The 14,470-nt window shown below is 36.5% G+C and carries 13 protein-coding genes and 1 other annotated feature; all 13 genes read left to right on the forward strand.

The genetic code is table 11. From position 1 onward, the window contains the following. The first annotated feature begins 1 nt into the window (after position 1). The 13 genes from thrS (at position 2) to BBS29_RS04295 (ending at position 14,329) form a co-directional block, all read left to right on the forward strand. Positions 2-1,936: a threonine--tRNA ligase gene (gene thrS / locus BBS29_RS04235; protein ID WP_068129331.1), complete on the forward strand. Its 1,935-nt coding sequence runs from the start codon at positions 2-4 to the stop codon at positions 1,934-1,936. Between the two features lie 15 nt (positions 1,937-1,951). Continuing rightward, on the forward strand, positions 1,952-2,386 hold the full coding sequence (locus BBS29_RS04240) for a PH domain-containing protein (protein WP_068129333.1): 435 nt from the start codon (positions 1,952-1,954) through the stop codon (positions 2,384-2,386). Positions 2,387-2,438: 52 nt separating this feature from the next. Further along, positions 2,439-2,561, forward strand: a sequence feature (ribosomal protein L20 leader region). A 13-nt stretch (positions 2,562-2,574) separates the two neighbouring features. Continuing rightward, a complete protein-coding gene (gene infC, locus BBS29_RS04245; protein ID WP_179853829.1) occupies positions 2,575-3,102 on the forward strand; it encodes a translation initiation factor IF-3 in 528 nt (175 codons plus the stop codon). Between the two features lie 25 nt (positions 3,103-3,127). Next, the gene (rpmI, locus tag BBS29_RS04250; protein WP_040928701.1) at positions 3,128-3,331 is read left to right on the forward strand and encodes a 50S ribosomal protein L35; all 204 of its coding nucleotides are present in this window, start codon (positions 3,128-3,130) and stop codon (positions 3,329-3,331) included. Positions 3,332-3,350: 19 nt separating this feature from the next. Then, complete coding sequence (gene rplT, locus BBS29_RS04255) at positions 3,351-3,707, forward strand: 50S ribosomal protein L20 (RefSeq protein WP_040928700.1); 357 nt, start codon at positions 3,351-3,353, stop codon at positions 3,705-3,707. Between the two features lie 130 nt (positions 3,708-3,837). Further along, positions 3,838-4,908 carry a M42 family metallopeptidase gene (locus BBS29_RS04260; protein WP_068129335.1) on the forward strand — a complete coding sequence of 357 codons (1,071 nt, stop codon included), beginning with the start codon at positions 3,838-3,840 and terminating at the stop codon, positions 4,906-4,908. Beyond that, positions 4,902-5,618 carry a TrmH family RNA methyltransferase gene (locus BBS29_RS04265; protein ID WP_068129337.1) on the forward strand — a complete coding sequence of 239 codons (717 nt, stop codon included), beginning with the start codon at positions 4,902-4,904 and terminating at the stop codon, positions 5,616-5,618. Before BBS29_RS04260 ends, BBS29_RS04265 begins: the two co-directional genes overlap by 7 nt. 298 nt (positions 5,619-5,916) lie before the next feature. Then, positions 5,917-6,969, forward strand: coding sequence for a phenylalanine--tRNA ligase subunit alpha (gene pheS, locus BBS29_RS04270; RefSeq protein ID WP_068129398.1), 1,053 nt, complete (start codon positions 5,917-5,919; stop codon positions 6,967-6,969). Further along, positions 6,956-9,355 carry a phenylalanine--tRNA ligase subunit beta gene (gene pheT / locus BBS29_RS04275; RefSeq protein ID WP_068129339.1) on the forward strand — a complete coding sequence of 800 codons (2,400 nt, stop codon included), beginning with the start codon at positions 6,956-6,958 and terminating at the stop codon, positions 9,353-9,355. The genes pheS and pheT overlap by 14 nt, the downstream gene beginning before the upstream one ends. A gap of 119 nt (positions 9,356-9,474) precedes the next feature. Beyond that, positions 9,475-9,732 carry a cell division protein ZapA gene (locus BBS29_RS04280; protein ID WP_040928696.1) on the forward strand — a complete coding sequence of 86 codons (258 nt, stop codon included), beginning with the start codon at positions 9,475-9,477 and terminating at the stop codon, positions 9,730-9,732. Positions 9,733-9,735: 3 nt separating this feature from the next. Continuing rightward, positions 9,736-10,263: a CvpA family protein gene (locus tag BBS29_RS04285; RefSeq protein WP_040928695.1), complete on the forward strand. Its 528-nt coding sequence runs from the start codon at positions 9,736-9,738 to the stop codon at positions 10,261-10,263. A 46-nt stretch (positions 10,264-10,309) separates the two neighbouring features. Beyond that, positions 10,310-12,001, forward strand: a complete 1,692-nt coding sequence (gene polX / locus BBS29_RS04290) for a DNA polymerase/3'-5' exonuclease PolX (protein ID WP_068129340.1) — start codon at positions 10,310-10,312, stop codon at positions 11,999-12,001. Between the two features lie 6 nt (positions 12,002-12,007). Beyond that, entirely contained in the window at positions 12,008-14,329 is a 2,322-nt protein-coding gene (locus tag BBS29_RS04295; protein ID WP_068129342.1) for an endonuclease MutS2, read from the forward strand. The last annotated feature ends 141 nt before the right edge of the window (positions 14,330-14,470 follow it).

Consider the following 14,470-nt stretch of genomic DNA (forward strand, 5'->3'; position numbering starts at 1 on the left):
TATGTCAGATGTTAAAGTAAACATTAAGTTTCCAGACGGAAGCGAAAAACAATTTGATAGTGGTATTACAGCAGAAGAAATTGCTGGGTCAATTAGCCCGGGATTAAAAAAAGCATCAGTCGCAGCACGCGTAAACGGAGAAATGTATGATCTCGTACGTCCAATCGTTGAAGATGCAGAAATTGAACTATTCACAGATAAAACTGAAGAAGGCTTAGAAGTGATGCGTCACTCGACAGCACACTTACTAGCGCATGCTTTAACTCGTCTTTATAAAGATGTGAAGTTTGGTGTCGGACCAGTCATCGAAGAAGGATTCTACTATGACTTTGATATGGATGAGAAATTATCTAACGAAGACTTCCCTAAAATTGAGCGTGAAATGAAACAGATTATCGATGAAAACATTCCAATCGAGCGCCGTGTATTATCACGTGAAGAAGCAAAAGAATTATTTAAACACGATGAATATAAATTAGAATTAATCGACGCGATTCCTGAAGACGAGCTCGTCACTGTATACACTCAAGACGACTTCACAGATTTATGTCGTGGTGTACACGTACCGAGAACATCAAAAATTAAAGAATATAAATTATTATCAATCGCTGGTGCATATTGGCGTGGAGATTCTGATAATAAGATGTTACAACGTATTTACGGTACTGCGTTCTTTAAAAAGAAAGATCTTGAAGAGCATTTAAAAATGTTAGAAGAAAGAAAAGAACGTGACCATAGACGAATCGGTCGTGAGATGAAAATCTTCGATACGTCTCAACTCGTCGGTGCAGGTTTACCGTTCTGGCTACCAAACGGTGCGACAATTCGCCGTGAAATCGAACGTTATATCGTCGACAAAGAAGTAGCACTTGGGTATGACCACGTTTATACTCCAATTTTAGCAAACAGTGATTTATATAAAACGAGTGGACACTGGGAGCATTATCAAGACGACATGTTCCCTGCTATGAAAATTGGTAACGAAGAACTCGTTCTTCGTCCGATGAACTGTCCACATCATATGATGATTTATAAAAATGAAAGACACTCATACCGTGAACTTCCAATTCGTATCGCAGAATTAGGAATGATGCACCGCTATGAAGCGTCTGGAGCAGTTTCAGGATTACAACGTGTTCGTGGAATGGTATTAAATGATGCACACGTATTTGTTCGTCCAGATCAAATTAAAGAAGAAATTAAACGTGTACTTCATTTAATCGAAGAAGTATACAAAGACTTTAAGATTGAAAACTACTCATTCCGCTTAAGTTACCGTGATCCAGAAAATACAGATAAGTATTTCGATGATGATAACATGTGGAACACTGCAGAGAGAATGTTAAAAGAAGCGGCAGATGAATTAGAACTTGAGTACGTTGAAGCACTCGATGAAGCGGCATTCTACGGACCGAAAATTGACGTTCAAGTGAAAACAGCTTCAGGAATTGAAGAAACATTATCAACAGTTCAATTAGACTTCCTACTTCCTGAACGCTTTGATTTAACATATATCGGTGAAGACGGACAAAACCACCGTCCAGTCGTTATCCACCGTGGTGTTGTTGGTACGATGGAACGATTTGTCGCATTCTTAATTGAAGAATATAAAGGTGCATTCCCATTATGGTTAGCACCAGAACAAGTGCAAATTATTCCGGTAAACTTAGACTTACACTATGATTATGCACGTGAAATTTTAGATGAAATGAAATCATATGGTATCCGTGCAGATATCGATACACGCGATGAAAAAATGGGGTATAAAATTAGAGATGCACAAACTCGAAAAGTACCATACCAAGTCGTCGTAGGTGATAAAGAAGTTGAAGCACAAGAAGTTAACGTGCGTAAATACGGTGAAACTGAGCAAAATAGTTACGAAAAAGAAGAGTTCTTATATAAACTCGTCGATGAGATTCGACTTAAAAAATAATAGGTAGGTGAGAGTATGACCTATTATTCTAAATACGGGATTAAATTTATAAGGTATAACTTGCTACTACTTCTTATACCGACGATCATCATTGTTTTGGTTGGGTATTTAAGAGATATTCCGCCAAGTCGAATATCAGTATCGATTACACTCATTATAATCATCGTACTTGTGAATACGTTTAAGCCGGTGAAATATACGTTTACAAATCATCAGTTAATCATATATAACGGTTTTAAAAAGTCGAAAATCTTTTACGATGCGATCACAAACGTTTCTGCAACAGACGATATTATCGTCGGTGGAAACAAAGCAGCAAAAAGTGAAGATGCGATACAAATTGATTATATTGGTGGAGTATATGATAACGTAAAAGTGTCACCAAAAGAAAAAGAAGAATTTTTACGTGAACTAAAGAAAAAAGCAGTGAAGGCGAAATTTAATATATAAATATGTTTGACATATACAAATAACTACTGTATAGTTATAAGAGTTGAATTGAACGGACAAGTTGAAGCTCCCGCTTCACACCCTTAGCCAACGGTAAACGGGTTTTCGGGAATGGGCACTATTAGTGTCTTTTCAGTGAGCGGGTGCAGCTATGCACTCGCTCTTTTTTGTTCGTTAAATTTTTGGAGGTGTCAACAATAGCAAAAGACCAAGCAATTATTAATAATCGTATTCGTGCAAAAGAAGTTCGATTAATCAGCCAAAATGGCGAACAGCTCGGTATTAAATCTAAGCAAGAAGCACTTGAAATGGCAGAAAGAGTAGATCTTGATGTTGTTTTAGTTGCTCCAAATGCAAAACCACCTGTTGCTCGTATTATGGACTATGGTAAGTACAAATATGAACAACAGAGAAAAGAAAGAGAAGCACGTAAAAAACAACGTGTGATCAACGTTAAAGAGATTCGTCTATCTCCGACTATTGAGGAGCATGACTTTAATACGAAAGCTAACCAAGCGAAGAAGTTCTTATCTAAAGGTGATAAGGTAAAAGCTTCTATTCGTTTTAGAGGACGTGCAATTACTCATAAAGACATCGGTAGAGATGTTCTCGTTAAGTTTGCAGAGGCGCTAAAAGAAGAAGGAGATTTAGAAGTCCGTCCTAAAATGGAAGGTCGTTCGATGTTCTTAGTCTTAGCTCCTAAAAAAGAAAAATAATACTTGATTTTGGAGGAAATTTATTATGCCTAAAATGAAAACTCATAAAGGTTACAAAAAACGTGTTAAGAAAACTGCATCAGGTAAGTTTAAACGTTCACAAGCGTTTACTAGCCACTTAATGGCAAACAAAACTAAAAAACAAAAACGTAAACTTCGTCAACCAGCATTAGTTGCTAAGTCAGACGCAAGAAGATTAAAACATTTATTAGCTAAAGCTGGTAAGTAATTTTTAAGGAGGAACAACAATGGCTCGTGTTAAAAGAGGAGTAACTACTCGTAAAAGACGTAAAAAATTATTAAAACAATCAAAAGGCTACTTCGGTGCTAAAGGAAATTTATATAGAGTTGCGAAGCAACAAGTAATCAAATCAGGTCAATATGCATACCGTGACCGTAAAAATAGAAAGCGTGAATTCCGTAAATTATGGATCGCACGTATTAACGCTGCAGCGCGTCAACACGACATCAGCTACAGCCGTTTAATGAACGGTCTTAAACTTGCTGGCATCGAAATGAACCGTAAAATGCTTTCTGAAATCGCAATTAACGATGAAAAAGCATTCGAACAGTTAGTAAACACAGCAAAAGACGCTTTAAAATAATGTCTATAATCCACATTGAGTAATCAATGTGGATTTTTTAGTATAGATATATTTTTATTATTTGATTCAGGATTAATAAATCAGTTTTTAAATGTGCTAAAATAATGATTATAAAAGAAAGGGGATACATATGGATAAACAATTAGAATTACTAAAATCTCTAACAGATGCGAATGGAATTTCTGGATTTGAATATGACGTTAAAAAGTTAATGAAAGAGTATTTAACACCAGTTTCTGATGAGCTCATTGAAGATAACTTAGGTAGTATTTTCGGTAAGAAAAAAGGGAATGGATCACGCACGATCTTAATTGGTGGTCACTTAGACGAAATCGGATTTATGGTCACACAAATTGACGATAAAGGGTTTATTAAATTTACACCGATCGGTGGTTGGTGGAGTCAAGTTATTTTATCTCAAAAAATGACACTCGTGACAGATGACGGCGAGTATATTGGTGTTGTTGGTTCTACACCTCCACATATGTTATCGCCTGAAGCACGTAAGAAAACAGTCGATATTAAAGATATGTATTTAGATATCGGTGTAAAAGATAAAGAAGAAGCAGAATCTCTCGGAGTTAAGCCTGGAGACATGATCGTGCCTTATACTGAATTTACAGAAATGGCAAACAAAGATTACGTTTTAGCAAAAGCATTTGATAACAGATTCGGTTGTGCACTTGCGGTGGAAGTGTTAAACGAATTAAAAGAAGAAGAAATTGATATTAACTTAGTGAGTGGAGCGACAGTCCAAGAAGAAGTCGGACTACGCGGTGCACAAACTGCTGCACATAAAGTAAATCCGGACCTTGCGATTGCAATTGATGTTGGTATCGCAACAGATACTCCAGGACTTCAAACGAGTGACGGTGTTGGAGTGCTTGGAGACGGACCATTACTCGTCATGTTAGATGCGACAAATATTGGACACGTCGGATTTAGAAAACACGTTCAAAAGCTCGCGAAAGAAAAAGGAATCGACGTACAACTTCAAGCTATCCCTGGTGGTGGAACAGATGCTGGACGTTTCCATACAGTTCACGACGGCGTACCATCACTTGCGATCGGTGTACCTTTAAGATACATGCACTCAAACGTAAGCATCATGCACCGTGAAGACTTTAAAAATGCAGTAAAACTTGTCGTTGAAATCGTAAAATCATTAAATGATGACGTCGTTGACAATATCAAATGGTAATTACGTCTAAAGATAATAAGCGTATCAAAGAAATACGTAAACTATTAACTAAAAAAGGGCGTACAAAAGCACAACAATTCTTAATTGAAGGTGAACACTTAATCGAAGAAGCGATTCAGTTTGGTGCACATATTGAAGAGATTTTCGTGCTTGAAACAGATACGTTTAACTTTGATTTAAAAACGACTGTCGTCACAAAAGACGTCATGTCGTCGCTATCGAAACTGGTGACACCGCCGGGTATTATCGCAGTCGTTCGTATGGAAACAAAAAGTATTGAAAGTGATCGAGTCCTTGCTATTGACGGTATACAAGATCCTGGAAATCTTGGCACTTTAATTCGTACAGCCGATGCCTTTAATTTTAAACGTATTTTAATCGGTAAAAACACAGTTGATCCTTATAGCGATAAAGTACTAAGAAGTAGTCAAGGTAGCCATTTTCACGTCTCACTTGAAGACGTAGACTTGATTGAAGTGATGCAAAATTTCAACGGGACAATACTTACGACAGATCTCTCAGGAGAACCACTTACAGATAAAATCACAGATGAAAAAATAATGATTGTTCTAGGTAACGAAGGTCAAGGTGTTAGCGAAGAAGTACTCGCAGCTGCGAATTATAAAGTAAAAATTGATATGCCAGGAGACGCTGAAAGTTTAAATGTCGCCGTTGCTGGTGGTATTTTAATGCATCAGTATAGTCTTTAAGTTTTTTAAAAAATCATGTATAATTAAGTCAATCGAATAATAACTTCAAGCGAAGTAGGCATAAATGACAAAGTTAGTATGACCAGAGAGTGAATACGATTGGTGGAAGTATTCTCATACTATAGTCAGGGTTCACCTAACAGATGAAGTTAAAGGGTCATTTCCTTATCAAATGAGAGCGCCTGTTTAACAGGAATTTAGGTGGTACCACGGAACTCCGTCCTATTGTTATAGGATGGAGTTTTTTTTATGCGAAAAAATAAATGAGGTGAAAGTATTGAGTTATAAAGACATCGATATGCAAGCGATTAAAGAAAAATTTGAATCGCTATTTGAAGATGCCGCGGATCGTAAACAACTCGACGATTTACGCATTAAATTTTTAGGTAAAAAAGGAACTGTCACGACGTTAATGCAACATATGAAAGACATTCCAAATGAAGAGAAAAAGGAATTCGGACAAAGCGTCAATGCGCTACGTCAATCAATTCAACAAAAATTAGAGCGAGGTATTGAAGAAGTTGAAGCACGTTTACTAAAGAAAAAATTAGAAAATGAAACGATTGATGTTACGTTACCAGGAAGACAACGTCCAATCGGTGGAAAACATCCGCTTCAACATATTATCGACAGTATCGAAGATATTTTTGTCGGTCTCGGTTATGAAGTGTATGAAGGTTATGAAGTTGAAAGTGATTACTATAACTTTGAAGCTTTAAACTTACCTAAATCTCACCCAGCACGTGATATGCAAGATTCGTTTTATATTTCTAACGAAACACTACTGCGTACACATACGTCACCAGTACAAGCACGCGTATTAAATGCAGCTAAAGGTAAAGGACCTATTAAAATTATCTGTCCTGGTAAAGTGTATCGCCGAGATAGTGATGACGCGACACATTCTCATCAATTTACTCAAATTGAAGGACTTGTTGTCGACAAAAATATTTCTCTTGCAGATTTAAAAGGGACACTCGAATTATTCTTAAAAGAAATTTTTGGTCAAGACCGTGAAATTCGATTACGTCCAAGTTACTTCCCATTTACTGAGCCGAGTGTTGAAGTTGACGTATCGTGCTTTAAATGTGGCGGAAAAGGATGTAACGTTTGTAAACAATCCGGATGGATTGAAATTTTAGGTGCTGGTATGGTGCACCCGAACGTATTAGAAATGGCCGGATTTGATAGTAGTGAATATAGCGGATTTGCTTTTGGTATGGGACCAGACCGTATGGCGATGTTATATTACGGTGTGGAAGATATCCGTCATTTATATACAAACGACTTACGATTCTTAGAACAGTTTAAATATATTGAAGAAAGAGGGGTTAAACATGAGAGTATCTAAAGAATGGTTAGATCAGTTTATCCCGCTAGAAGTTTCAAAACACGAGTTAAGTGAAAAGATTACTAGAAGCGGTATTGAAGTCGATGACATTATCGATTATAGAGAAGAAGTGAAAGATGTTGTCGTCGGTTACGTTGAAGAATGCGAGCAGCATCCAGATGCCGACCGATTAAACGTCACGAAAGTAAATATTGGGAACGAAACGGTACAAATTGTATGTGGTGCACCAAATATTAAAGCAGGGGTTTACGTCATCGTCGCAAAAGTTGGCGGCACAATTCCAGGACTTAAACTCCGTAAAGCAAAATTACGTGGGGTAGAGTCTCACGGTATGATTTGTAGTTTAGAAGAGCTCGGTATAGAGAAAGATTTAACACCTAAAAAATATGAAGATGGTATTTTCATCTTTAGTGAGAATGAAGATGTGACAGTCGGACAAGATGCGTTAGAAGCACTTTACTTAAATGACTACGTCTTAGAGTATGATCTCACACCAAACCGTAAAGATGCGTTATCAATGATAGGTAGTGCGTATGAAGCGCGCGCACTATTTGGTGGAGAAGTGACAGAACCAGAGCAGACATTTAAAGAACACGAGTCAGCTTCAAAATTATCTGTAACGATTGAAGATAAAGAAAGCGTTCCTTATTACGGTGCGCGTGTCGTTAGAGACGTAATGATTCAACCGAGTCCGTTATGGATGCAGATGCGTTTAATTAAGTCTGGAATTCGCCCAATTAATAACGTTGTTGATATTTCTAACTACGTATTATTAGAATTTGGTCAACCGATTCATATGTTTGATTACGATAAAATTGGTAGTGCAGAAATTGTAACGCGTTATGCTAAAGATGGTGAGACGATGACGACTCTTGACGGAAAAGAACGTGAACTGTTAGAGTCAGATATCGTCATTACGAACGGTAAAGAGCCAGTCGCCCTCGCAGGCGTAATGGGTGGAGACTTTTCTGAAGTTAAAGATGACACGAAAAATGTTGTTATTGAATCTGCGCTATTTGATCCGGTCAATGTCCGTAAAACGTCATCTCGCTTAAACCTACGTAGTGAGGCATCACAACGTTTTGAAAAAGGCGTATCGCACGTGTTTGTAGTAAAAGCATTAAACCGTGCGGCACATTTACTTGAAAAGTACGCAGGCGGAACGGTAGAGGAAAAAATTATATCTGATGGACAGTTAGATTTAGAGGATACGACAATTAAGACTTCAGTCGACTTTTTAAATCAACGACTTGGATTATCTCTAAGTTCTGATGAGGTTAAAGAAATTTTAAACCGACTTGGCATTAAAGTCGAAGGTGAGAATGAGTTAACGTGTTATATCCCGTCTAGAAGAGACGATTTAAAAATTAAAGAAGATATTTCTGAAGAAGTCGCACGTATTTATGGTTATGATAATATCCCTTCAACATTACCGAAATATAGTAAAATCACGCCGGGTCAATTAACAGATGCGCAAGTGAAAACGAGAAGTATGCGTGAATTGTTAATGTCAAATGGCTATAGTCAGACGATTAACTACGCATTAACGAGTGAAGAAAATATCGGTTTATTTACACCGTTAAAAGAAGGGTTAAAACTCAGCATGCCGATGAGTGAAATGCATTCAGTGTTAAGAACGAGTCTTATCCCACACCTCGTTGATAACGCGACATATAATATGAACCGTATGCAAGAGCGTGTTGAAATTTTTGAAATTGGAAATGTATTTAAATCAAATGGTCAAACAGAGTTACCAGATGAGATTCAAAAGTTAGCAATTTTATCGACAGGTAAAGTAAATGACACGAAATGGTTAAAAACAACACACGAACCGGACTTCTATCACGTTAAAGGAATTGTCGAAGCAATTTTTACAGAGTTTAATTTATTAAGTTCTGTACGATTTGAAGCGACGCAAGACTACGAGGAACTACATCCAGGTCGTAGTGCTCACATTTTCTTAGATGACGTTAATGTTGGAGTCATTGGTGAGCTTCATCCGACGTATCGTAAAACACATGACTTAGGACAAACGACAGTTGCTGAAATTGATCTCGCATATATTTTAGACAATAGTGCATCAATTGAGTACGAACCAATCGTTAAATTCCCTTCGATTTCTCGAGATATCGCTCTAGAAGTGCCGAGAGAGATTACGTCTCAATCGATTATCGATTTAATCTGGTCGTTACGTCCGAATTATTTAGTCGATGTATATCCATTTGATGTGTACGAAGGCGAACATATTGACGACGATAAAAAGTCGATCGGATTACATTTAATTTATCTCAATAAAGAAGACACTTTAAAAGACAGTGATGTAAAAGAAGCACATGATCCAATTATTGAAAAGTTAGAAGCAGAAGGATTTACGATTCGTGAATAATAAAGAGGCATATTTGCCTCTTTTTTCAATGATTTAATTAGATTTGTTGTGAATACGCACATCCTTCAGTATAATTAAAATAAATTTAAATGAATTATTGATGAAAAAGAGAGAGTACTATGGAAAATAAAAAGAATAGAGTATCTGTTAAAATTTACAATAATGAATATACGTTAGTCGGTGCAAATGATAGAGAATACTTAGAGCGAGTTGCTGAAGCGGTCGATGAAAAAATAAGTGAAGTTGCACGTATGAATGCTGGTTTAGATTTACATCGTAAAGCAGTGTTAACGTGTGTAAACTTAATGGATGATTACTTACAACTCGAAGAAAAGTATGAAGATGTCTTAAAGCAATTAAAAGAGTCAAAGGAATAGTCTATGACAATTTTAATTATTATACTCATCGTAATTGGTGGAATTGTAGGCTATAGACGTGGAGGCATCCTTCAGTTTTTACATTTCTTCGGTACGTTATCAGCCATTATTATTGCGCGACTCAATTATAAACAGCTTGGAGACCGACTCGATCTAATTATGCCGTACCCATCTAGCGTTTCTGAAGTAAACAATATCGTCTTTGATGATATTGCGAATTTAGAACAAGCATATTATTATATTTCTGCGTTTTTAATTATTTTTATCGTGTCAAAAATTATAATTCAGATTGTGATTAGTGTATTTGACTACATCAATCAAATTATTTTTGATAGAAAAACGAGTAAAATTGTTGGAACAGTGTTAGGAATTATTGAATGTCTGTACATTTTAGCGATCGTTTTATTTTTCATTGGGACAGTTCCATCAACAACACTACAACAGATGGTCGGTAACTCAAGCTTAGCGACGTTTATAATCGACCATACGTTATTTATTTCTGGCAAGTTAAAAGACTGGTCACAAATATAGCTTATAGTAGGGCCAGAGTGGCCCTATTTTTTATGGAGGTATACAGATGACAAAAAGAGATATTATACGTATGCTCGAAGAAATCGCAACGTATTTAGAATTAAATTTAGAAAACTCATTTAAAGTTTCTGCATATAGAAAAGCAGCAGCAGCGCTCGAAAAAGATCCGCGCGCACTTTCTGAAATTGAATCATTCGACGGGATAAAAGGTATCGGTAAATCGACAAAAGAAGTAATCGAAGAATATTTAGAGAAGAATCAAAGTACAGTGTTAAACGAATTAAAAGAACGTACACCTGTCGGGTTAACATATATGACAAAAATTCCAGGGCTCGGTGCCAAACGAGTCGCAAAGATTTATGAAGAGACAGGTATCGACAATTTAGATGACTTCGAACGGTTTTTACGGGACGGCAAACTTCAACAACTCCCTGGGTTTGGTAAAAAGACCGAAGAAAATATACTAAATGGTCTGATTTCGTTAAGTGATGTTAAGCGCCATCCAATATCTACAGTCATGACGATACAAAAAAACATTGAAAGTTTTTTATCGTCATTAAATTATGTCGAACGCTTTGACATCGCAGGTAGTGCAAGAAGGTTCAAAGAAACGAGTGGGGATATTGATTTTATCGTTCAGTTAAGTGACAGTCACGAATTCATAAAAGACATTGAAGACGTATCCTTTTTTAAGTCGTTTATCACTAAAGGGGATAAAAAGGTTTCGATTCAATATACGGAAGGTTTAGTCAATATACAAGTAGATTTTAGGCTCGTTCAAGGTGACGAATATTACTCTACGTTACAGCACTTTACAGGGAGTAAAGATCATAACGTGAGAATGCGACAAATCGCAAAATCACGTAACGAAAAAATTAATGAATACGGCGTCGAAAGTAACGGAGAAATTTTAACGTTTGATAGTGAAGCGCAATTTTATAAACACTTTGATTTATCGTATATTCCGCCGGCGATGCGTGAAACTGGTTCTGAAGTAGACGTTAATATGAGTGAGATTATTACGTTCGATGATATTAAGGGAGACCTTCATATGCATACGACGTATAGTGATGGTGCATATAGTATACGTGAGATGGTCGAAGCATGTATAGAGCGTGGGTACGAGTATATCATCATTACTGATCACTCAAAAAGTTTACCCGTTGCAAATGGGTTAAGTGAAGAGCGTTTACTAAAACAAATCGAAGAAATACGTAAAATTAACGATGAATATGATGAAATTGACGTCTATGCAGGTACTGAAATGGATATTCTAAGTGACGGAACACTCGATTATTCAGATGATATATTAAAATCGCTCGACTACGTCATTGCGAGCATTCACTCTAACTTCAATCAGACTGAAGAGGAAATTATGCACCGACTAAAATGTGCAATGCATAATCCATATGTCAGACACATCGCGCATCCAACAGGGCGGTTAATTGGTCGACGTGACGGCTATAATGTTAATATGGAAGAGTTGTTACAAATCGCAAAAGATACGCGTACTATTTTAGAAGTGAATGCGAATCCGAATCGTTTAGATTTATCGAGCGACGCTATTTATGGAAAAGATATCATGTTAACAGTAAATACAGACGCGCATCATATCGATCATTTAGCGTTTATGGAATACGGCATCGCAACGCTTCAAAAAGGACAGGTTAATAAGAAAAACGTAATCAATACGTTATCTAGACAAGCATTTAAACAATTTATAGAAGATGGTAAGTGATAAGAAATGAATGAACGTACAATACGCGCTCTAGAATTTAACAAAATTTTAGAGAGAGTAAAATCGTATGCAATGAGTGAAAAAACGAAAAGTAAAATATCTCCTAAATTATTTGAAACGTCTGTAATAGAAGTAAAAGAAAACCTTGCTGAAACAGATGATATTTTAACGATTTTACGCCATCAAAACTTAGAGATGGCAGGTATTTCAGACATGAAAGGCTATGTAAAACGTGCTCAAATTGGTAGTGTGTTAACGGTCGATGAGTTTTTAAAAATTAAAAGTAACTTATATCGTAAAGATACGTTGATTCGTGTGATCGAATCATTTAAAGAAAACGAAATAGAACTTCAGTCAATTGAACGCTACACGTCACAACTCCCTGAAGATAAATCACTCTATAAAGAAATTACGAGTACAATCGATGAAAGTGGCGTATTAGATCACGCGTCAAACGAATTATTAAAAATACGTCGACAAATTACACGTGAAGAAAGTTCAATTCGTACGCGCTTAAACGACATTTTAAGAAAATCTAGCAAGCATTTAAGTGACTCAATTATTACGATGAGAAATAATAGGTTTGTACTTCCAGTTAAAGCAGACTCTCAAAGTTCAGTGCGTGGCATCGTCCACGACGTAAGTGCGACAGGTCAGACGGTATACATTGAACCGATGGCCATCGTCGAATTATCAAATAAAATTGCGAGACTACGTGAACAAGAAAATGTTGAAGTAGAAAAGATATTAATTGAACTTACAGAGAGAGTTGTATTAGAAGCAGAATCGTTAATTCTTATCGATGATATACTTCATCATTTAGATCTCGTGCACGCGAAAGCGAAATACGGTAATGCTATAAACGGAACAATTCCAATTATAAGTGAAGATGAAGAACTCCATTTAACAAAGGCGTATCATCCACTGATTGATATCGATGAAGTTGTAAAAAACGATATTCATATCGGTGATTTGTCGGTCATTATTACAGGACCAAACACTGGTGGTAAAACTGTTACGATTAAAACAATTGGTTTATGTGCAGCGCTCGCTCAAAGTGGGATTCCAATTCCAGCGTTAGACGGCTCAAGACTCCCAGTATTTGATAGTATTTATGCGGATATTGGTGACGAGCAGTCTATCGAGCAATCGTTATCGACGTTTTCAAGTCATTTAACGAATATTAGTCATATATTAGACGTTGCGACAAAAGACAGTTTAGTTATTTTAGACGAGCTCGGTGCAGGAACGGACCCAGAAGAAGGGGCAGCGCTCGCGATCAGCATATTAGAATTTTTACTCGATAAAAATATTAAAACGATAGCAACGACACACTATAAAGAGTTAAAGTCGTTTTCATATAGCCGTGAAGACGTAATCAATGCGTCGATGGAATTTGATGTCGACACATTGTCACCAACGTACCGTTTAATGATCGGTATTCCAGGTAAATCAAACGCATTTAAAATCTCAGAAAAACTAAAGTTAAATTCCTCAGTCATACGTCGTGCTGAAGAATTGTCCGGAAGAGATAACTTTGAAATCAACGAAATGATCGAGTCGTTAGAACGACATACAAAATCTGCGAGAATCCATGAGGAAGAAACGTATCAATTATTAAAAGAAACTAAAGATATTCATAAAACGTTAAACGGATTTATGGCAGACTACGAATATCAGAAAACTCGACTCATTGAAGCGGCTGAAGATAAAGCAAATACCATCATTAAAGATGCAGAAAGAAAAGCATCTGGAATTATCGAAGAGCTAGAGCTCATGAAGTCTCTCGGTGTTGATAATATCGAATCACATAAACTTATCGAAGCTAAAAAGGCATTAACAGATAGCTATTATGAAAAAGATATTAAAAAAGAGGTTACTTCAGAAGATAATACAGAACTTCATGTCGGTGATTCTGTCGATGTTTTATCGTACGGACAAAAAGGTGATGTCATCGAAGTCGATGGTGACGAGGTCACTGTTCAAATGGGTATAATTAAGATGAAAATCCCACGTAACGAGCTTAAAAAGCGTAAAGAGAAAAAAGTAAAACCGGTCATTTCTAGAAAAGTAAGTCGACAAAGTGTTCCGAATAAACTGGATTTACGCGGAGAGCGATATGAAGATGCGGTCATTCGACTTGACCGTTATATAGATCAAGTCGTGTTATCGAATTTAAATGAAGTTGAAATCATCCACGGTAAAGGGACAGGTGCTTTAAAAGAGGCAGTTGAAAAAACACTTAGAAGACATAGTAAAGTAAAATCGTTTAGACAAGGTTTACCGTCAGAAGGTGGATTTGGCGTAACGATTGTGACGATGAAGTAGGTGCTAAATATGGATAATTTTGATATGTATAAGCTCGCAAAAGTACTGATCACATTTGCAGTGATTATGTTTATTGCAGGGATATTATATTTAACTGTATTTCAATAAGCATAATATTTTTCTATATAAAAAAAACTGTTA

The organism is Nosocomiicoccus ampullae (assembly GCF_001696685.1).
Classification (GTDB): domain Bacteria; phylum Bacillota; class Bacilli; order Staphylococcales; family Salinicoccaceae; genus Nosocomiicoccus; species Nosocomiicoccus ampullae_A.

Coding starts and splice junctions, on each gene's coding strand:
- BBS29_RS04265 (WP_068129337.1), top strand. CDS start 4,902: ATGGTAATTACGTCTAAAGATAATAAGCGTATCAAAGAAATACGTAAA.
- BBS29_RS04285 (WP_040928695.1), top strand. CDS start 9,736: ATGACAATTTTAATTATTATACTCATCGTAATTGGTGGAATTGTAGGC.
- polX (WP_068129340.1), top strand. CDS start 10,310: ATGACAAAAAGAGATATTATACGTATGCTCGAAGAAATCGCAACGTAT.
- pheT (WP_068129339.1), top strand. CDS start 6,956: ATGAGAGTATCTAAAGAATGGTTAGATCAGTTTATCCCGCTAGAAGTT.
- BBS29_RS04260 (WP_068129335.1), top strand. CDS start 3,838: ATGGATAAACAATTAGAATTACTAAAATCTCTAACAGATGCGAATGGA.
- rplT (WP_040928700.1), top strand. CDS start 3,351: ATGGCTCGTGTTAAAAGAGGAGTAACTACTCGTAAAAGACGTAAAAAA.
- BBS29_RS04280 (WP_040928696.1), top strand. CDS start 9,475: ATGGAAAATAAAAAGAATAGAGTATCTGTTAAAATTTACAATAATGAA.
- rpmI (WP_040928701.1), top strand. CDS start 3,128: ATGCCTAAAATGAAAACTCATAAAGGTTACAAAAAACGTGTTAAGAAA.
- BBS29_RS04240 (WP_068129333.1), top strand. CDS start 1,952: ATGACCTATTATTCTAAATACGGGATTAAATTTATAAGGTATAACTTG.
- pheS (WP_068129398.1), top strand. CDS start 5,917: ATGCAAGCGATTAAAGAAAAATTTGAATCGCTATTTGAAGATGCCGCG.
- thrS (WP_068129331.1), top strand. CDS start 2: ATGTCAGATGTTAAAGTAAACATTAAGTTTCCAGACGGAAGCGAAAAA.
- BBS29_RS04295 (WP_068129342.1), top strand. CDS start 12,008: ATGAATGAACGTACAATACGCGCTCTAGAATTTAACAAAATTTTAGAG.